Genomic DNA, 17,359 nt, shown 5'->3' on the forward strand with positions numbered 1-17,359 from the left:
CGCGAATCCTAAGGCCGCGACAGGTCGTCGACCTCTTTTCATCCCCTATGGCGTCCGCTCCGCGATGGTGCGGGCCTTTCGCTGTTCCGCGCTCCAGCGCCGGAGCCGCCGACGCGGGGCCTCCGGTCGCGCGGGAGGGCGCTCTCGCGCGATCCGCCGTCGAGCGGGCTCGGGATCCGTAGGGGGCACCTGTCGAACGTTGCCGCCCGGTAAGTGGTCGGGAAAGGACATGTGCGGCAAGATAACTCAAGGATCAAGGAGGTTCAGAGTCGTTGCCGGCACGGGGAAAGGGCGCGCAACTTGACTGACATCGAATCGGAAAAGGTCTACAGAATACGGAACGCGAAGTCCGGCACCTATATCGATATGGCCCAGGACGGCGGCACGGCCCATGCCGTCGGAAATCCTTCGAATGACAGCGACACCCAGAAGTGGCAGCTCAACCGGATCGGGGAGCGGTGGACCCTGCGGAACGTCGGAACAGGCACCTACCTCAGCACCACCGGTCTTCAGCCGAAGAATGACGACGGCGCCCTTCTGCGGGAATCCCCGTTCGAGTGGCATGTGTGGGAGGAAGAGGCGGTCGCGCAGTCCTGCCGCTTGTGTGTCCCCGACAGCAAGAAAGATCTCGAAGTCACGAACCACGGGTCCTCCGACCCGGGAACGCGGATAGCGGTATGGGGAAGATGGCAGGGGCAGAACCAGATGTGGTTCTTCGAAGAGTGTGAGTCATAGCGCCGATCACTCCGGCGGATCCCGTCATCAACCGCCGCCTCCCGAACCGCGATGCCCGGCCTGGCCGCGTATGCGCGGGTAGCACCGGTTCCAGCACTGCCCACTGCCCATCGTTCAGGTCGAATCGTCTCGTCTCCGCTGAGGTGGCCACGTGGTCTCCGGTGTTCAGGTTCGTCTTGGCCGACCGACCACCTACCGGAGACCTCCGGGGCCCGCCGGGCTCGACGGCTCGACGGCGGCTGGCCTAGCGTTCGGCGTGTGACGGAGCGACGGGCGATTCTCAGCGGTTCGACGTTCGAGGAGCAGATCGGCTACGCGCGGGCCGTGGTGGACGGCGACCGGGTGCACGTGTCGGGGACGACCGGCTTCGACTACGCGACCATGACCATCTCCGACGACGTGGTGGAACAGGCTGAGCAGTGCCTGCGGAACATCGGCGCCGCACTGGCCGAAGCGGGCTGCACCTTCGCCGACGTCGTCCGCGTGCGTTTCATGCTGCCGGACCGCGACGACTTCGAACCCTGCTGGCCGGTCCTCCGCCACTACTTCGCGGAGGTCCGCCCAGCCGCCACGATGCTGGTATGTGGCCTGGCCGACCCCCGCATGAAGATCGAGATCGAAGCGGAGGCAAGACGACCGTCAGGGCCGCCGTCGTGAGCGAGGGCACAGCTCCCGCCAGGCATCGTCTTCGCCTTCGGGCGCGGGCGTTGGCCGGGCGGTTACCGGGGGGCGCCGCCGAAGCCGGTTTCGTTGCCGTCCGGGTCGCGGTAGGTGATCTTGCGCACGCCGTTGTCGTAGGTCTCGCGTTTCGCGGGGTCGAGGCCCCGCTCGGTGATCTGGGCGACGAGGGCGTCGAGGTCGTCGACGAAGATCGTGTGCCTGGCGTGGCCGGCGTGCCCGGGCTCCTGCACGATGTACACGTAGCGGTGTTCCGCCAGCTCCCACACGGCCTCGGTGTCGTGCGGGAAGAACGACGGCGAGCCCAGCAGCCGTTCGTACCACTTCAGGGCCGTCGAGTAGTCGGTGACGGGAATCCCCGCGAACAGGTCGAGCGCCATGCCGAGATCCTATGGATTCCCGCCGGTTTCCGTGGACCTGTTGACAGCCGCATCGCGTGAGATGTCGCGACCGGCCGCGCTGATGCTTCGACCGTCTCGGGAGATCCGGCGTTCGGGCAGCCGGTTAGGTACGTCGAGTAGTACAACTTCCGCATGGGATCGCCGGAGAGCGAATACGGGCCAGGGGAGGGCCCTGCGACGAAGGTGAGGGTGTCGACTTCGGACGGGAACATCCGGGCGATCAGAGAGCTCGTGGGCGCGCGTGGCTTCTCGGCCTATGTCGACGCGGCGGTAGAGCGTCAGATCCAGCGCGATCTCCCGAAGAAGGCAGCGGATAGATTCCAGCTCATGGTGAGTGGGTGGGCGGCCGGGGCGGTCGGGCGGCTGGATGAGGAGAGGGCGGGGGTCGGGGTTACGCCGTTGCGGGCGTTTCCGTTGCCTTCCGGGTGGGGGGTGCGGCTCTGGTTCAAGGACGAGTCGGTGCAGCCGGCCGGAGGGCTGAAGCATCGGCTGGCGCGGGCGCTGTTCGCGACGGCGATCAGCGACGGGCGGATCGTGGAGGGCACGCCTGTGGTGGAGGCCGCCGGAGGGGCGATGGCGGTCACGCAGGCGTACTTCGCGCGGCTGCTCGGGCTGCCGTACACGGCCGTCATGCCGAAGGGCGCCAACGGGGAGGGCGTCGAGCGGCTGGGCGGGACCTGCCGATACGTTCACCCGCCGCTGGCGATCTACGAGGAGGCGGCGGGGCTGGCCGAGCGGGTGGGCGGATGCTACCTGGACCAGTACGGCGCGGCCCCGGGCGTCGACTGGCGGGGCGGGAGCCTGGCGGAGGAGCTGTTCGGGCAGGTGGACCGGTGCCCGGCGTGGGTGGTGGTCGGCGCGGCCACCGGGGCCACCTCCGCTGCCGTCGGGCGTCATCTACGCGAGCACCGGCTGCCCGGCAAGCTGGCCGTGGTCGATCCGGAGAACTCCGCCTACTTCCCCGGCTGGGCGGCCGGCGCCGACGACTACGGCACCGGCATGCCGTCCCGCATCGAGGGCATCGGCCGGCCGCGCATGGAGCCGGGATTCGCCGCCTCCCTCGTCGACCTGGTCGTTCCCGTGCCCGACGCCGCCAGCGTGGCCGCCGCCCGCCGAGTGCGGCAGGTCACCGGGCTGGCGGTCGGCGCCGCCACCGGGACGAACCTGTGGGGCGCGCTGGAGCTCGCCGTTCGCATGCGCGACCGGGACGAGCCCGGCGACCTGGTCACCGTGATCGGCGACGTGGGCGAGCGTCACCTGCGCACCTGCCACGACGACGCCTGGGCGCGGGGCAAGGGGCTGGACTGGAGACCGCACGCCGCACGGCTGGCAGACCTGCTCGACGCGTAGCGCCACTTGGGTCCATCACCACGCGAAGCGTCGAAACGTCGATGTTCCGATGGACCCTGAGCCGGTCGTCGCAGCGGCCGGGCATGCCGACAGGTGAACTGGGGGAGCAGCGCCCGCACTGACCGTTTACGACTGAGCGCCGAGTGTGCGGACTGGCGCGCCGCTAACGGGAAATCCGGATGAGCCGAGGGGGCGGGGGCTGCTAGCGTGATCGTCATGGCACTAGGTATCTGGTCGCAGAGGCTGCGTTCCGCCCGCTGACGGCGGCGCCTTCCCTCTGCTGAGTCCGCGCCCGCCGTCCCGGTTCCCGCCGGGCGGCCGTCTGCTGCTGCCCGGCTCGACTGCGAGCTGCGGAGCACCGTTGAACCTCACCCCTGGCCCCCAATCCATGTCCCTGCCCGTCGAGGCGGGCGAGAGCGCGCACGTCCGCGCCACGGGCGTCACCGTCAGCCGCGGGTCGCGGCGTGTCCTGGACGACGTCTCGGTCACCGTCTCCGCCCGGTCGCGGGTCGCCGTCGTCGGCGAGAACGGCCGTGGCAAGACGACGCTGCTGCACGTCCTCGCCGGGCTGATCACGCCGGACGACGGCACCGTGCACCGGGCCGGCACGATCGGCCTGGCCCGCCAGGAGCTGTCCGCGCGGGACGGCGAGACCGTCGGCACCCTGACGTCCGAGGCGCTGGCCGCGTCACTGGCGGCCCTCCGGGCGCTGGACGAGGCGACCCTCGCCGTGACCGAGGGCGATCCCACCGCCGGCGACCGCTACGCCGCCGCGCTCGACGCCGCCACCCGGCTCGACGCGTGGGACGCCGAGCGCCGCGTCGACGTCGCCCTGGAAGCCCTCGGCGCCTGCACGGACCGCGACCGGTCCCTGGCGACGCTGTCGGTCGGGCAGCGCTACCGGGTGCGGCTGGCGTGCCTGCTCGGCGCGCGGCACGACGTGCTGCTGCTCGACGAGCCGACCAACCACCTCGACGCCGGCGGGCTGGACTTCCTGACCCGCAGGCTGCGCGAGCACGACGGCGGCCTCGCCGTCGTCAGCCACGACCGGGCGCTGCTGCGCGACGTCGCGAACCGGTTTCTCGACCTGGACCCGACCCGCGACGGGAAGCCCCGGCTGTACGCCGGCGGGTACGACGCGTGGCAGGACGCCCGGCGTCGCGAGCGTGAGCGCTGGGAGCAGGACCACGAGGAGCAGCAGGCCGAGCACCGGCGGCTGCGGGACGCGGTGTCGAAGGCCCGCGACCGGCTCTCCACCGGCTGGCGGCCGGACAAGGGCACCGGCAAGCACCAGCGCCAGTCCCGCGCCCCGGGGGTCGTGCAGGCCCTGAACCGGCAGCGGGACGCCTTGGAGGAGCACCGGATCGACGTGCCGGAGCCGCCGCCCGTGCTGCGGTGGCCGGACCTGGACGTCCGGCCGGGCGCACCGCACGTGCGCGCGCACGGCGTCGCCGTCGGCGGGCGGCTCGCCGGTCCGGTCGGCCTCGCCCTCGACGGGGGCGACCGGCTGCTCGTCACGGGGCCGAACGGCGCCGGGAAGTCCACGCTGCTCGCGGTGCTGGCCGGTGCGCTGGAGCCCGCGGACGGGCACGTCTGGACGGCGAAGGGGGCGCGGGTCGCCCGGATCACCCAGGAGACCGCCGAGCAGGACCCCGCGCTGACCGCCCGCGACGTGTACACCCGCCACGTGGGACGGCTGGTGGCCGCCGGGGCGCTCCGCGACGCCGACGCCGTCCCGCTCGGGTCGCTCGGGCTGCTGGGCTCCGACGCGATGCGCACGCCGGTCGGGCGGATGTCGCAGGGCCAGCGTCGGCGCCTCGACCTGGCGCTGGCCCTGGCCGGGCGGCCCGGGCTGATCCTGCTCGACGAGCCGACCAACCACCTGTCGTCGGCGCTGGTCGACGAGCTGACCGTCGCCATCCGCGACACGAGCGCCGCCGTCGTCGTCGCCACACACGACCGGCAGCTACTGCGCGACCTCGCCGACTGGCCGCGCCTGGAGCTGCCTGGCCCCCACCCATGAGCCCTCTTCGGATCCCACCCATCGTCGGCAACCCTTCGCCGCCACCCTCCGGCATCTGCTCCCGCCGGTTCGGGAAGGGTTGCCGAGCAGCCGGCGTCTCCGCCCTCGTGCCGTACGCCCCCGCGCCACGGCTTCAGAGGGTGGCGCACGCCGTGGGGCAGAACTTGACCTCCGGGGAGCGCGGTGACGGGCCATCCAGCAGGGTCTGCCGCCGCGACTTGAGGTGCTGGTCGAGGAAGGCGGCCACGTACGTGCGGGTGAGCTCGGCGGAGCGCGTCGCGGCCAGGGCGCCGGGGGCGAGCCTGATGCCGAGGGCGCCCGCCAGCAGCGGCAGGTCGGTGAAGGACTGATGGTCCGTGCCCGTCACCACGAGCCAGCGCTTCCACCCGGTCAGCCGCTTCCAGTCGCGGTCCCACGAGGTGTCGCGGCCCCCAGGGACGTGCTGCGGCGTGCCCAGGAACATGAACGGCCCGGTGAACCCGCTCTTGGGCATGCGGGCGTAGGTGGTGCCGTCCATGTCGATCCCGGCGCGCACGCGGGAGTCCTTCAGCATGGCCGCCACGGCCCCGGCCCCGCCGATCGACTGGCCCACCATCGCGACTCGGGAGCGGTCGATCGACCCGGAACCGTCCCACTCCGACGGCAGCCGGTCGAGCACGAAGGAGACGTCGGCCGCCCGGCCCTGGACCACTCGCGGGCCGAACCCCGGGTCGGTGTCGCTGTCGCAGGCGAGGCACTCGGCGACCCGCCCGTCGGACAGGGTGGTGGCGTAGCTCTCGTGGGTGTGGTCGATCCCGGCCACGACGTACCCCCGGCTGGCCAGGTCCTCGGCCAGGGACGTGAGCGTGCTCACCGGCTTGGTGAAGCCGGGGGAGAGCACCACCAGCGGGAACCTCTTCCCCTCGGGGGCGGCGTCTTCGACGGCGTTCGTGTGGGTCTTGCTCAGCGTGTCGTACGGCGCGCCGGTGATCCTGGACCCCTTCAGGACGAGTTCCGACTCCTTGGGCGTCATGTACGGCGCGCGTGGCCCGTCCCCCCGCTTGGCCGGGTACCACAGGGTGACCTTGAGCTCCCTGGCGTCGGCGTCGAGGTCCCAGGGGTCGGGGCGTGAGGTGTCAGTCAGGTGCAGGACGGTGGTGCCGACCGGCCGAGGGCCGGTGGGGGTGGGCAGGGTGGCGGGGCCGGTCGGCGTGACCGACGGGGCGGCCGACCGGGGCGGCGTGGGCGCGGAGCAGGCGGACGCGGCCAGGACGACCAGTCCCGCGGCCACCGCGAGGATCTGTCTCATGGGGAGGTCCATTCACTTGTGCAACAAGGTCAGGGCCTTGGCCAGGGCGGGGTCGCGTCCGGCGGCCGCGTCCTTTGGGGTCAGGGGCACGTGGTGGTCGGGCGCCACGCCGATCCGGTCGATCACCTCGCGATCGGGCCCCAGGTGGTGCCTGGTGGGGAAGCTCAGCAGGGTGTTGTCGCCGAGCAGGTACGGCGAGGCCGGGCCGGAGACGACCCCGGCCGTCCTGGTGCCGACCAGCGTGCCGGCGCGCAGGTCTTTGATCGCGGAGCTGAAGTGCTCGCAGGCCGAGGCGCAGCCGCGGTCGGTGAGCACCACCAGCGGCAGGCCGAGCAGCTCGACGGTGTCGTCGGTCCACATCGTCTGGCACCTGCCGTCCACGGCGCACTGGTGGGCGGTGGGCTTGCCGTGGACGAAGGCGCTGACCAGGCGGGTCGCCTCCACGGGGCTGCCGCCGCCGTTGCCGCGCACGTCGAGCACGACGCCCGACAACGTCCGGCCGGTGCGCAGCCGGGAGACGGCCCTGAAGACCCTGTTCGCGGAGTCGGGGGAGAACCCGGCCAGCCGTACGAGGGCGATGTCGTCGTCCACCAGCTCCGATCGCACCACTTGCAGGCCGGCCAGATCGCGGGGGAAGAGGCCGGGCTTGAGCGTGACGGTCCAGCGGCGGCCGGTGCTCTGCCGCAGCAGCCGCAGCTTCACCGGGCGGGCTTGGGGGTATCGCGGGTACAGGGAGGTGATCGCGGGGGTGGCCTGGCCGTCGACGAAGGGCGCCGACCCGTCGATCTCCTCGATGAGGTCGCCGGGGCGCAGGCCGGCGGCCCGCGCGGCGCCGCCCTGCACGGCGGTGACGAACAGCGGGGGCAGGGCGACGCCGGGGTCGGCCTCCGCCTGCCGGCCGTTGACGTTCGCTTCGAGACCCAGGCCGTAGCCGTCGCCGTCGTAGTGGTCGGGGTGGCGCTGGACGTCGCGCGTCCAGCGGGCGTGGTTGTCGCCGAGGGCGGCCACGACGGCTTCGAGGGTGACGTCGGCCAGCCGGTCGCGCAGGTCGGGGACCTGGTCGGTGATCTTTCGGTAGACGGCCTCGAAGGCGGTCCAGTCGGCCTTTCGGTCGCCGGTCAGCGCGGGCATGGTCGCCTCGGGCACGTCGCGGCCGTTGCGGTTGAGCTCCTGGGTCAGGGCGATGAAGCCGGCGGTCAGCAGCGAGCGGGCGTCGAGCGTGGGGCCGCTGTAGTAGGCGCCCAGGATGCAGAAGTAGGCCTGCTCGACGACGTCGATCGTGGTGGCCGTCTCCGCCCCCGGGGAGCCTTGGGGGCGAGCGCAGGCCATACCGGCCGCCGTGCTCGCCTCGATGCGCGGCGGCGCCGGCGCCGTGCAGGCCGCCGTCAGGAGGAGGGCGAGCCCGGCGGCGGCCCTGGCGGCGGTCATGACAGGCGCCTTCGGATCCACCAGAAGCTGAACCAGGTGAGGCCGGCGGTGAGCAGGGCGTAGATCCCGGTCTCGATCCACTGGAAGGGCCAGAAGCGGTCGAGCGGATGGTAGGTCGCCTGCTGCCGGTAACCGAGCCGGTTGATCTCGACCAGGCACCCGTCCATGCCCGGCCCCGTCGGCCCCGCCGGTGCGCAGGGCCCCGACGTGGTGGAGATCCTGACGGGGCCGTCCGCGTCGCTGCCGGCGATCGTGCGCCCGGACGGATCGACGAGTTCGCTGGCGAGCACCCAGGCGCCGGTTTGGCCAGGTATAGCGGTATTCAACCCAATGTGCACGGCTGTGGTGTCGTCCCGGTTTATCCCGATGTGGTCGGTGTTCGCCTTGCCGAGCTCGAAGGTCGCGGTCACGGGGGGCATCAGGTGGGGGCGGACCAGCAGCGGCATGGCGATCTGGATCACGGCGAACAGGGCCAGGGTGAGGGCCATGGCGGCCAGCGTGCGGCGCACCAGCATGCCCACGGTCACGCCCAGGACGAAGGCGAAGGCCGCGTACCCCATCGGCGCGATGCCGCGCGCGCCGAACACCAGGGGGGCCATCAGCGCCAGGTCCGGAACGGCCGACTTGTCCAGGGGATCGGACCACCAGGTCACCGCGAGGCCGCACAGGCAGGCGGCGGCCATGGCGGTCAGGCCGGTGAGGCCGAGCTTGACCGCCAGCCAGCGGCCCCGGGTGACGCTCTGGTTCCACACCAGCAGGTGCGTGCCCGCCTCCAGCTCGCGAGTGATCATCGGTGCGCCCCAGAAGAGCCCGACCAGGGCGGGCAGGAGCAGCACGATGAGGCTGACGGCCAGGAAGGGAAGCTGGTAGTCGTCGAAGAAGCGGTCGTAGAAGCGGTCGCAGGTGCTGTCCCGCGTGCAGGCGGCGATTCCGGCGGAGTAGCCGGAGGCAAGGTTCGGCCCGGTCGCGGCCAGGGTGGCGACGAGCACGACGAGCAGGGTGGCCATCATCGCGGCGGAGCCGCGGAACTGGCGCCAGGTCAGCCAGATCATCGCCGCACCTCCAGGGCGGCTCGCCGGGTGTCGGCGACGTGCTTCTCCATGTAGGCCAGGACGAGGTCCTCCAGGCTGAGATGGGTGACCGTCCAGGCGGGGTCGTGGATCGGGGCGTCGGTGCGGACCACGTACGTGCTCTGCCGGTCGGTGTGGCTCGCGGAGACCACGTGCTGGTCGGCGGGGAGCCGGTCGGGGTCGCGGCGCGGGCCGGTCAGCCGGTGGTGGGTGGACAGCAGCCTGTCGGTCTCCCCGGCGATCTGCACGCGGGAGTCGACGAGCACGATCAGGAAGTCGCAGACCCGTTCCAGGTCGGAGACCAGGTGGGAGGAGAGCACCACGCTGAACTCGTGCTCGACGGTGGCCTCCATCAGCCCCTGCATGAACTCGCGGCGGGCCAGCGGGTCCAGCGAGGCCACGGGCTCGTCCAGGATCAGCAGCTCGGGCCGCTTGGCCAGGCCCAGGGTGAGGGCGAGCTGGGCGCGCTGGCCGCCCGAGAGCTTGCCCGCGCGTTGGGTGGGGACGAGACCGAGCCGCGCGACACGCTCCCGCGCCATGGCGGCGTCCCAGCGGGGGTTGAGCCGTGCGCCCAGGCGCAGGTGCTCGGCGACGGACAGCCCCGCGTAGACGGGGGTGTCCTGGGCGACGAAGCCGACCTTGGCCAGCTGCGCGCGCCCGCTGACGGGACGGCCGCCCAGCACGGCGATGCCGCCCGCCGTCGGTTCGAGCTGGCCGCTGGCCAGCTTCAGCAGCGTGGTCTTGCCGGCTCCGTTCGGACCCACCAGCCCGACGACGTGGCCTGCCGGGATGTCGACGGTGCACTCGCGCAGCGCCCAGTGTTTGCCGTACCGCTTGCCCAGTCCCTGGGCTTCTAAGACCGCGGTCACGCTATGTCCTCCTGAGTGGCGGTCCGAAAGGTGGTCATGAAGAGGGCCTCGATGCTTTCGTCGTCGAGGCCCGCCCGGCGGGCCTTCGCCAGCCAGCGCTGCAGTTCGAGCCGCAGCGGGCCGTGCGCGGCCAGCGAGGTGTCGGTGAGGGTCGCGGTGACGAACGTCCCCACCCCCGGCCTGGCGGCGACCAGGCCCTCGTGCTCGAGTTCCCGGTAGGCCTTGAGGACGGTGTTGGGGTTGATCGCCAACCGCGCCACGGCCTCCTTGACGGTCGGCAGCTGGTCGCCCTCGCGCAGCAGCCCGAGTCGCAGCGCGTGCCGTACCTGCTGTACCAGCTGCATGTACGGAGAGACGCCCGACCTGGCATCCAGATGGAACTCGATCACCGGTTCCTCCATTTATCTACTGTCCTAGTACTTTAGACTACTAGATGTATGGAACTTGTGAGGAAAGCGTTCGGCTGACCGCTCACCACGGGCGACCGTGCGGAGGGGGACGTCGCCGCCGTTCCGGCCAGAAGGGTGCGAAAGTCGGCACCGCGACATGCTGTGGCCCACCAGGCTGAGAGGTCAGACGGGCTGTGTGGCGATCGGGCTCGTGGCCGGCGAAGGGCGAGGAGGGGGCGTTCCGGTCAGAGCCGGGTGGCGCGCATGCGTTCGGCGGGATCGCGGACCCGCTCGGCGAAGCCGGCCCTCTCCAGGCGGTCGACGGCGACGGTCAGGGCGCCGTGGGTGAGGCCGGCCGGCTCGGCCAGCTCGCCGGAGGCCATGGGGCCGCGGGTGAGGTTCAACGGTCAAAGCAGTGGCGCGTTTTGCTTGATAGTCAGATAGTCGGCATATACTTATGACATGAATATTAGATCCATGCAGGAGCCCACGTTCCTGATCCTGACCGCGCTGGCGGCCGGGCCTCAGCACGGCTATGGGATCATCGCCGACGTGCTGCGCATCTCCGGCGAGCGGGTGCGGCTGCGGGCGGGGACGCTCTACGCGGCGCTGGAGCGGCTGAGTGACGAAGGGCTGATCGCCGTCGAAGGGGAGGAGATCGTCGACGGCAGGGCCCGCCGCTACTACAGGCTCACCGCCGAAGGGGCGACCCGGCTCTCAACCGAGGTCGACCGCCTGCGCGCCCACGCTGACACGGCCGCCTCCCGGCTGCGCGCCCGCATGGCCGGGGGTGCGGCGTGAACGACCTCGAGAGGCGCTACCGCAGGCTGCTCGCCTGGTACCCGCGCGACCACCGCGACGCCCATGAGGACGAGATGATCGGCGTGCTGCTCGCGAGCGCGCGCCCCGGGCTGTCCCGGCCGGATCCCCGCGAGGTGATCCCTCTTATCACCGGCGCCCTGCGATTACACGCCCGCCGGGCGTTCGGAAGGGGAGCGGCCGGCCCATGGCGGGACGCGTTCGCCGTCGCCGGGGTGATCGGCCTTGTACTGGTGTCGCTGAACGTGCTCGGCAGCGTGACGTCCATCGGGGTCCGGGTCGGCCAAGGGCTGCCCATTGAGGACCTCCCGCTGTCCGGTGTGGTGCTGTGCCTGCTGTTGCTGATCGCGTCGGTCGGCGCCCTCGCGGCCGTGGCGCTGAACCTGCGCTGGACGTCCGCGGTGGCGGGATGGGCGGTCGTGGCCGCGGCCGCCACCAGGTGGGCCACGATGGAGGTGCCCACGTCATCGGGTGGAGGGGGCATGTGGATCGCGCCGCTCTCCCGGCCTGAACTCTGGCTCTCGCTCGCCCTCGTCGCCGCGGTCGCACTGACGCTGACGCGAGCGCCCCGAAGAGGACTGACCCTACCCGGCACCCGGCGGGCGGCGGTGTGGGCGTCGGGAATGCTGTTACCCCTGGTCCTGCCACGCTACTGGGTGTTCTTCGAGTCCCAGCTCACCGACCTCGCCCTCGACGTCACCTTCACCGCCGTCGCCTTCGCCGCGACGGGCCTCGCGCTGCGCTCCCCGCTCGGCCGCAGATGCGTGGCGCTGCTCGCCCTCCCCCTCGCGCTGAACTTCGTGTCCAACATCGAGGTCAATATCCAGGCCGGCTGGCTGTTCGCCTCACTCAGCGCTTTGATTCCCCTGGGCATCCTCGCCAGGTTGGCCCGTCGCCGACCCTCTGACCTTCATCCTCACCCGGGCGGGCAGCGAGTATGAGGCATCGTTGGATTCAATCCAGCATCGTGATCGATTGAATCCAACGATGACTCATCACCGTCACGTGGCCTGGGCGGGCGGTCAGGCGGGGGTGAGGAAGTGGCCGTCGGTTCTGATGGCTTCGCCGGTGGTGTGGGTGTTGGCGGTCGAGCAGAGGAAGACGACCATGGCGGCGACGTCGCCGGGGTGGGAGACCCTGCGGGTCGCGGCGGCAGCGGCGGCCTGGGCGAGCAGCTCGGGGGGCATGGGCTTGTCGGCGGGGGTGAAGCCGGGCATGACGACGTTGGTGAGGATGCCCGCCTCGGCCAGTTCCCGGGACATGACCCGGGTGAGGCCGTGCAGGCCCGACTTGGCGGCCACGTAGGAGACGTTGCCGGGGAAGCCGTCCTCGACCAGGCCGGTGGAGATGTTGACGATGCGGCCCCAGCCCTTGGCGCGCATGTCGGCGATGGCGGCGCGGGCCAGCAGGTACGGGCCGACGAGGTTGGCGGTTACCGAGGTGGTGAACCGTTCGGCGGGGGCGGTCTCGAACAGCTCGCCGGGAGCGGGCCAGTCGGGCCAGCGGACGGCGTTGTTCACCAGGACGTCGATCGGCCCCAGCTCGCGGCGGACGTGCTCCACCGCCGCGTCCAGAGACTCGGGCCGTCCGAGGTCGAGCCGCCACGGGATCGCCACACCGCCGCGCCGCCCGGCCAGAGCGGCCGTCTCGGCGGCGGCCTCGGCGTTGGTGTGGTAGCCGACGGCGACCTTGGCCTTCTCGTCGGCGAAAGCCAGGGCGGTGGCCCTGCCGATGGCCGTGCTCGCGCCGGTCACCAGCACGACTCTTCCTTCCAGGCCCAGCTCCATGCGCGTCTCCAGGTGGTGTGAGGTCAGGCGAGGTTGTCGCGGACGGTGTTCAGCAGCCGGATGAGGCGCCGGGCGTCGTCCTCGCCGAGCCCGGCGGCGGCCTGGGCGTCCAGCTCCGCCCAGATGGCCTGCACGGCGTCCACGGCCGCCGTGCCGCGTTCGGTCAGCTCCAGGCGGGTCACCCGACGGTCGTCCGGGTCGGGGGCCCGCTGGACGAACCCGGCGCGCTCCATGCGGGTGAGCACCTTGGCCATGGTGGGCTGCTCGATGCCGATGCGCTGGACGAGCTCCGCCTGTGTGGTCCCGGGGTTGTGGTGGAGGTCGACGACGAGCAGCTCCTGCCCCAGGTGCAGCCCGAGCCGCGCCAGGCGGCGCTGCAGCTCCACCCGGTGCGCCTTGGTCGCCTGGGCCAGCGCGTACCCGACCGGCCCCCGGGCCGCCGCGACCTCGCGGCCGCCGCTCACCCCGGCCCCCGCCGGCCGCCGAGCCGCCTCCGCGCGCTCGCGCGCCCCGGTGACGGCATGCCTCGGGTCCTCGCTCACCAGATCCGTCCGATCGCCGATTTACATAGCCGTGCATACTATAGCCGGCTATCTATTGGGATGGGAAGGCGCGGCGTCGCGCTCAGGCGCGGGCTCGCCGTCAGGCGGCGTGTCTTCCCGGGTGGAGCGGGGCGGAGCGTGGATCAGCCCGTGAGAGCATCGCAACCGGTACGGAGATCGTGAAGTGATCGACCGGGGCCGGGTCACGTACGGGCTGTGTCGGCGAGGGGTGGTGCGTGACTCTCGCCGGGGCCCGGGCGCCGGGCTTCGGCGAGACGCGAGGAGGCGTTCATATGGGCGACGCGATGTGGGCGGGCACGGTGACGATCCCGGGGCACGAGGGGGCCGAGCTGGAGGCGTATCTGGCCAGGCCACTGGGGGAGGAGCCGCGCGCGGGCGTGGTGGTGATCCACCACCTTCCCGGGTACGACGCGGCGACGAAGGAGATCGTCCGCAGGTTCGCGGCGTCGGGGTACGCGGCGATCTGCCCCAATCTGTACTCCCGGGAGGGGGCCGGCGTCAGTCCGGACGACCAGGCCGCGGCGGCGCGGGCGAAGGGAGGGGTGCCGGACGAGCAGGTCGTCGGCGACGTCGCCGGGGCCGCCGCCCACCTCAACTCGCTCGACCACGCCAACGGCAGGATCGGCGTGATCGGGTACTGTTCGGGCGGCCGGCAGGCGTTCCTGGTCGCGTGCTCGCTGGAGATCGACGCCGCGGTGGACTGCTACGGGGCCTTCGTGGTGACCAACCCGCCGGCGCAGTTCCCGCTCAAGGCCACCCCGCTCGTCTCCCGGGCCTCCGAACTGTCGTGCCCCCTGCTCGGCCTGTTCGGCGACGAGGACAACCACCCGGCGCCGGACGAGGTCGCCGAGCTGTCGGCCCACCTGGAGAAGCTCGGCAAGGACTTCGAGTTCCACAGCTATGAGGGCGCCGGGCACGCCTTCTTCTCCGTCGACCGTCCCGCCTACCGCCCCGCCGCCGCGATCGACGGCTGGAAGAAGATCTTCGCCTTCTTCGGCCGCCACCTCGCCACCTGACAGGAGACCGGCATGTGCACCTACCACACGGAGACGATCGAGCTGGACGGCGCGGGCAAGGGAGGCTCCGGATGGTTCATCCTGAACCGGGGAGCCGTCTACGTCGACCATCCGTACCATGCCTGCCACGAGCACACGGTGAACATCGACTTCACCAACCCGGACGAGGGCCCCTCGGCCCGGGTGGCCGTCGAGCTCACCGAGGAGTCCGCGCTGGCCCTGGTGGACGCCATCCAGAAGGCCCTCGCCGCAGCGCCCCCGGGCCTCGCCTCCGCCCGCCACCGGGACGCCTGACCCGCCTGGCGAGCACGGCCCCCGCCGGGGGGGAGCGGGGACGCGCCCGGCCGGAGCGGTCAGGCGGTGAGGGTGTCGATCGAGACCTGCCACAGGAGGGCGGCGGCTTCGGGGTCGAGGGCGTAGGGGGCGACGCCGCGGCGGGTGCCGGGCTCGTTGAAGCCGGCCTCTTCGCAGTCCTCGAAGTAGCGGCCGCCGACGCCCTCCAGCAGGGGGGAGGTCGCGACCAGCACTGACGTCGCCGCGCCCTGCTCGGGCGTCTTCCACGACGGGGTGGCGGGGCCGGTCTCGGCGCGCAGGCGGGCGAGCTCCTCCTCGGTGACGTGACGCTGGAGGCGGGTGCGGATGCTGCCGGGCATCAGGGAGTTGACCGTGATGCCGTCGCCCGCCCAGCGCTTGGTCGCCTCGACCGCGAACAGCACGTTGGCCGTCTTGGACTGGCCGTACGCGCTCCACGGCTCGTACGCGCGCTCGCGGAAGTGGATGTCCTCGAAGACCACCGGCGAACGCAGGTGCGCGGACGAGCTCACCGAGACGACACGCGCGCCGCCCGCCCGCGCCAGCGCACCGTGCAGCCCGGTGGTCAGCGCGAAGTGGCCGAGGTGGTTGGTGGCGAACTGCAGCTCCCAGCCTTCGGGCGTTCGCGCCTCCGGCGAGGCCATCACGCCGGCGTTGTTCACCAGGAGGTGCAGCGGCCCCTCCCACGCGGCGGTGAACGCGGCGACGGAGGCCCGGTCGGCCAGGTCGAGCGGCATGACCAGCACCTGCTTGTTGCCGGTGGTCGCGATGACGTCCTCGGCGGTGCGCTCGCCGGCGTCGAGGTCGCGGACGGCCAGCGTCACCTCGGCCCCGGCGCCCGCGAGCGCCCGCGCGGTCTCGACGCCGATGCCGGACGCGCCGCCGGTGACGACGGCCCGGCGGCCGGTGAGGTCGATGCCGTCCACGACCTCCGCCGCGGTGGACTCGGCGGTGAACGGCGTGGTGATACGAGTGTGGTCGGTCATGATCTGGTCCCTCTTGCTTGCTCGTGCGAACCGGGAGGCGAGCCGGTAGGATATTAACCGGAGGAGCCTCCACTACCTATCGACTCTAAGCGGAGCTTCCTCCATTTAGCAAGTCGCGCACGGTGGTGGGACAGTTGGGCGACGTACGAACCCGCTTCGGGAGGAGAGGAGAAGCCGTGCCGGTCACCGGCGCCCGACCGCTGCGCGCCGACGCGCGACGCAATCGCGACCGCCTGCTCGACGCCGCGGTGCGCGCGTTCTCACACGACGGCCCCGACGTGACGCTGGACGCCATCGCCAAGGACGCCGGCGTCGGCATCGGCACGCTCTACCGGCACTTCCCCACCCGCGAGGCGCTCATCGAGGCGGCCTACCGCAACGAGCTGGCCCGGCTGTGCGACGCGGTGCCCGGCCTGCTGGAATCGGCCCCGCCAGATGAGGCGCTGCGCGCGTGGATGGACCGCTTCGTCGACTACATGACCACCAAACGCGGCATGGCCGACGCGCTGCGCGCCGTCATCGCCACGGGCGGCGACCCGTACGCCCACAGCCGCGACCGCCTGGTCGACGCCCTCACGACACTGCTCCGGGCCGGAGCCGCCGCGCGCACCGTACGCCCCGACGCCGACCCGATCGACGTGCTCACCCTCCTGAGCGGGGTCTCCCTGGCCACCGGCGACCCCGAGCGACGCCCCCAGGCGGGCCGCCTGCTCGACCTGCTGATGGACGGCCTCCGCCACGGCACCCGCTGAGGAGTCGCTGGGGCTCTGAGGTGGGCGGTCCCGTATGACCAGGTTTGTTGTGCTTAACGGCTATTCAGTGATCCCGGTGGGCTTGCGGGCCTCGATGAGGTAGCGGGTGGCGTGGGTGACGAAGGGGCCCTCGGCCTGGATGCGGGCGTGCAGGGCTTCCAGCTGGGGGCGGTGGCGGGTGACGGTGAAGCCGGGGACGAGCCAGACGATCTTTCTGAGGTAGTAGACCACGGCGCCGATGTCGTCGAAGGTGGTGCGCAGGGACTCCGTGCGCAGGTCGAGGACCTCCAGGCCCGCGGCTTCCGCGGCCTCGCGGGCGCGTTCGGGGGTGCGGTCCGCGCCGGGGGGCCAGGGGCCGGTGAACAGCTCGCCGAGGCCCGCGACGCTGCGCGGGCCCACCTGCTGCGACAGGTAGGTGCCGCCGGGCTGGAGCACGCGGGCGATCTCCTGCCACCAGGTCGCCACCGGGTGGCGGCTGATCACCAGGTCGAACGCCGCGTCACCGAACGGGAGCCGCGGCTCGCCGCCGGTGTCGACGACCGCCACGCCGCGGGGGCGGAGCATCGCGGTCGCGTGCGCCACGTTCGGCGGCCAGGCCTCCGTGGCCACGGTGAGCGGGGCGAGGGCGGGCAGCCCGGCGAGCACCTCGCCGCCGCCGGTCTCGATGTCGAGCGCCGCCGTGGCGTGGGCCATGCGCCCGGCCGCGAGGCGCGCGTACCCCCAGGAGGGGCGCTGCTCGGTCGCGCGGCCGTCCAGCCAGGAGAAGTCCCAGCCGTCGACGGGGGCGGATGCGGCCTCGGCCACCAGGTCGTCGAACGTCCGGGTCGTCGTCATGATCTCAGGCTGTCTCCCCGCCCCGCGCGAGGGCAACGAGTTTTCCGCCGCCTCGGGGG

General features: G+C 72.1%; 20 protein-coding genes. 9 read left to right on the top strand and 11 right to left on the bottom strand.

Features of this window, described 5'->3' with window-relative positions:
• The first annotated feature begins 300 nt into the window (after positions 1-300).
• Together PYR91_RS26015 and PYR91_RS26020 are read left to right on the top strand one after the other, a co-directional pair.
• A complete protein-coding gene (locus PYR91_RS26015) occupies positions 301-735 on the top strand; it encodes an RICIN domain-containing protein (RefSeq protein ID WP_279783725.1) in 435 nt (144 codons plus the stop codon).
• Between the two features lie 258 nt (positions 736-993).
• On the top strand, positions 994-1,392 hold the full coding sequence (locus PYR91_RS26020) for a RidA family protein (RefSeq protein WP_279783727.1): 399 nt from the start codon (positions 994-996) through the stop codon (positions 1,390-1,392).
• Between the two features lie 62 nt (positions 1,393-1,454).
• Here the strand turns inward: PYR91_RS26020 and PYR91_RS26025 are convergent, their stop codons facing one another.
• Positions 1,455-1,793 carry a VOC family protein gene (locus PYR91_RS26025; protein ID WP_279783728.1) on the bottom strand — a complete coding sequence of 113 codons (339 nt, stop codon included), beginning with the start codon at positions 1,791-1,793 and terminating at the stop codon, positions 1,455-1,457.
• A gap of 348 nt (positions 1,794-2,141) precedes the next feature.
• Between PYR91_RS26025 and PYR91_RS26030 the strand changes: the two genes are divergently transcribed.
• Both PYR91_RS26030 and PYR91_RS26035 read left to right on the top strand, forming a co-directional pair.
• Positions 2,142-3,164: a pyridoxal-phosphate dependent enzyme gene (locus PYR91_RS26030; RefSeq protein ID WP_279783730.1), complete on the top strand. Its 1,023-nt coding sequence runs from the start codon at positions 2,142-2,144 to the stop codon at positions 3,162-3,164.
• A gap of 388 nt (positions 3,165-3,552) precedes the next feature.
• Positions 3,553-5,187, top strand: a complete 1,635-nt coding sequence (locus PYR91_RS26035) for an ABC-F family ATP-binding cassette domain-containing protein (protein ID WP_279783919.1) — start codon at positions 3,553-3,555, stop codon at positions 5,185-5,187.
• Positions 5,188-5,320: 133 nt separating this feature from the next.
• Here PYR91_RS26035 and PYR91_RS26040 read toward each other — a convergent pair whose 3' ends face one another.
• From PYR91_RS26040 to PYR91_RS26065, 6 genes are all read right to left on the bottom strand, one after another.
• A complete protein-coding gene (locus tag PYR91_RS26040; protein WP_279783731.1) occupies positions 5,321-6,475 on the bottom strand; it encodes an alpha/beta hydrolase in 1,155 nt (384 codons plus the stop codon).
• 12 nt (positions 6,476-6,487) lie between these two features.
• Entirely contained in the window at positions 6,488-7,903 is a 1,416-nt protein-coding gene (locus tag PYR91_RS26045; protein ID WP_279783733.1) for a S41 family peptidase, read from the bottom strand.
• Positions 7,900-8,955 (bottom strand): ABC transporter permease subunit, encoded by a 1,056-nt coding sequence (locus tag PYR91_RS26050; RefSeq protein ID WP_279783736.1) that lies wholly within the window; start codon positions 8,953-8,955, stop codon positions 7,900-7,902. The genes PYR91_RS26045 and PYR91_RS26050 overlap by 4 nt, the downstream gene beginning before the upstream one ends.
• Positions 8,952-9,842, bottom strand: coding sequence for an ABC transporter ATP-binding protein (locus PYR91_RS26055; RefSeq protein ID WP_279783738.1), 891 nt, complete (start codon positions 9,840-9,842; stop codon positions 8,952-8,954). Before PYR91_RS26055 ends, PYR91_RS26050 begins: the two co-directional genes overlap by 4 nt.
• Entirely contained in the window at positions 9,839-10,231 is a 393-nt protein-coding gene (locus PYR91_RS26060; RefSeq protein ID WP_279783740.1) for a GntR family transcriptional regulator, read from the bottom strand. Before PYR91_RS26060 ends, PYR91_RS26055 begins: the two co-directional genes overlap by 4 nt.
• 245 nt (positions 10,232-10,476) lie before the next feature.
• Positions 10,477-10,635, bottom strand: a complete 159-nt coding sequence (locus PYR91_RS26065) for a MarR family transcriptional regulator (protein ID WP_279783742.1) — start codon at positions 10,633-10,635, stop codon at positions 10,477-10,479.
• A gap of 58 nt (positions 10,636-10,693) precedes the next feature.
• Between PYR91_RS26065 and PYR91_RS26070 the strand changes: the two genes are divergently transcribed.
• Positions 10,694-11,032, top strand: coding sequence for a helix-turn-helix transcriptional regulator (locus PYR91_RS26070; RefSeq protein WP_279783744.1), 339 nt, complete (start codon positions 10,694-10,696; stop codon positions 11,030-11,032).
• Entirely contained in the window at positions 11,029-11,991 is a 963-nt protein-coding gene (locus PYR91_RS26075) for a hypothetical protein (RefSeq protein ID WP_279783746.1), read from the top strand. The genes PYR91_RS26070 and PYR91_RS26075 overlap by 4 nt, the downstream gene beginning before the upstream one ends.
• A gap of 81 nt (positions 11,992-12,072) precedes the next feature.
• On the opposite strand, the gene PYR91_RS26080 is transcribed toward PYR91_RS26075, so the two are convergent.
• Both PYR91_RS26080 and PYR91_RS26085 read right to left on the bottom strand, forming a co-directional pair.
• Positions 12,073-12,837: an SDR family oxidoreductase gene (locus PYR91_RS26080; RefSeq protein WP_279783748.1), complete on the bottom strand. Its 765-nt coding sequence runs from the start codon at positions 12,835-12,837 to the stop codon at positions 12,073-12,075.
• 23 nt (positions 12,838-12,860) lie between these two features.
• Positions 12,861-13,379: a MarR family transcriptional regulator gene (locus PYR91_RS26085; RefSeq protein WP_279783750.1), complete on the bottom strand. Its 519-nt coding sequence runs from the start codon at positions 13,377-13,379 to the stop codon at positions 12,861-12,863.
• A gap of 293 nt (positions 13,380-13,672) precedes the next feature.
• Here PYR91_RS26085 and PYR91_RS26090 point away from each other — a divergent pair, with 293 nt between their 5' ends.
• Complete coding sequence (locus PYR91_RS26090; RefSeq protein WP_279783752.1) at positions 13,673-14,416, top strand: dienelactone hydrolase family protein; 744 nt, start codon at positions 13,673-13,675, stop codon at positions 14,414-14,416.
• Positions 14,417-14,428: 12 nt separating this feature from the next.
• Positions 14,429-14,710 (top strand): DUF6295 family protein, encoded by a 282-nt coding sequence (locus tag PYR91_RS26095; protein ID WP_279783753.1) that lies wholly within the window; start codon positions 14,429-14,431, stop codon positions 14,708-14,710.
• Positions 14,711-14,769: 59 nt separating this feature from the next.
• Here PYR91_RS26095 and PYR91_RS26100 read toward each other — a convergent pair whose 3' ends face one another.
• The gene (locus tag PYR91_RS26100) at positions 14,770-15,714 is read right to left on the bottom strand and encodes an SDR family NAD(P)-dependent oxidoreductase (RefSeq protein ID WP_279783756.1); all 945 of its coding nucleotides are present in this window, start codon (positions 15,712-15,714) and stop codon (positions 14,770-14,772) included.
• A gap of 176 nt (positions 15,715-15,890) precedes the next feature.
• On the opposite strand from PYR91_RS26100, the gene PYR91_RS26105 reads away from it, so the two are divergent.
• Positions 15,891-16,466: a helix-turn-helix domain containing protein gene (locus PYR91_RS26105; RefSeq protein WP_279783758.1), complete on the top strand. Its 576-nt coding sequence runs from the start codon at positions 15,891-15,893 to the stop codon at positions 16,464-16,466.
• A 60-nt stretch (positions 16,467-16,526) separates the two neighbouring features.
• On the opposite strand, the gene PYR91_RS26110 is transcribed toward PYR91_RS26105, so the two are convergent.
• The gene (locus PYR91_RS26110; protein ID WP_279783759.1) at positions 16,527-17,300 is read right to left on the bottom strand and encodes a class I SAM-dependent methyltransferase; all 774 of its coding nucleotides are present in this window, start codon (positions 17,298-17,300) and stop codon (positions 16,527-16,529) included.
• Between the last annotated feature and the right edge of the window lie 59 nt (positions 17,301-17,359).

This window comes from Sphaerisporangium sp. TRM90804 (genome assembly GCF_029846175.1).
Taxonomy (GTDB): domain Bacteria; phylum Actinomycetota; class Actinomycetes; order Streptosporangiales; family Streptosporangiaceae; genus Sphaerisporangium.

What these genes read in the sequence shown, in the direction of transcription:
- PYR91_RS26080 (WP_279783748.1), bottom strand. Translation starts at nt 12,837, where the DNA reads ATGGAGCTGGGCCTGGAAGGAAGAGTCGTGCTGGTGACCGGCGCGAGC.
- PYR91_RS26110 (WP_279783759.1), bottom strand. Translation starts at nt 17,300, where the DNA reads ATGACGACGACCCGGACGTTCGACGACCTGGTGGCCGAGGCCGCATCC.
- PYR91_RS26090 (WP_279783752.1), top strand. Translation starts at nt 13,673, where the DNA reads ATGGGCGACGCGATGTGGGCGGGCACGGTGACGATCCCGGGGCACGAG.
- PYR91_RS26100 (WP_279783756.1), bottom strand. Translation starts at nt 15,714, where the DNA reads ATGACCGACCACACTCGTATCACCACGCCGTTCACCGCCGAGTCCACC.
- PYR91_RS26040 (WP_279783731.1), bottom strand. Translation starts at nt 6,475, where the DNA reads ATGAGACAGATCCTCGCGGTGGCCGCGGGACTGGTCGTCCTGGCCGCG.
- PYR91_RS26070 (WP_279783744.1), top strand. Translation starts at nt 10,694, where the DNA reads ATGAATATTAGATCCATGCAGGAGCCCACGTTCCTGATCCTGACCGCG.
- PYR91_RS26045 (WP_279783733.1), bottom strand. Translation starts at nt 7,903, where the DNA reads ATGACCGCCGCCAGGGCCGCCGCCGGGCTCGCCCTCCTCCTGACGGCG.
- PYR91_RS26050 (WP_279783736.1), bottom strand. Translation starts at nt 8,955, where the DNA reads ATGATCTGGCTGACCTGGCGCCAGTTCCGCGGCTCCGCCGCGATGATG.
- PYR91_RS26095 (WP_279783753.1), top strand. Translation starts at nt 14,429, where the DNA reads ATGTGCACCTACCACACGGAGACGATCGAGCTGGACGGCGCGGGCAAG.
- PYR91_RS26030 (WP_279783730.1), top strand. Translation starts at nt 2,142, where the DNA reads ATGGTGAGTGGGTGGGCGGCCGGGGCGGTCGGGCGGCTGGATGAGGAG.
- PYR91_RS26025 (WP_279783728.1), bottom strand. Translation starts at nt 1,793, where the DNA reads ATGGCGCTCGACCTGTTCGCGGGGATTCCCGTCACCGACTACTCGACG.
- PYR91_RS26035 (WP_279783919.1), top strand. Translation starts at nt 3,553, where the DNA reads ATGTCCCTGCCCGTCGAGGCGGGCGAGAGCGCGCACGTCCGCGCCACG.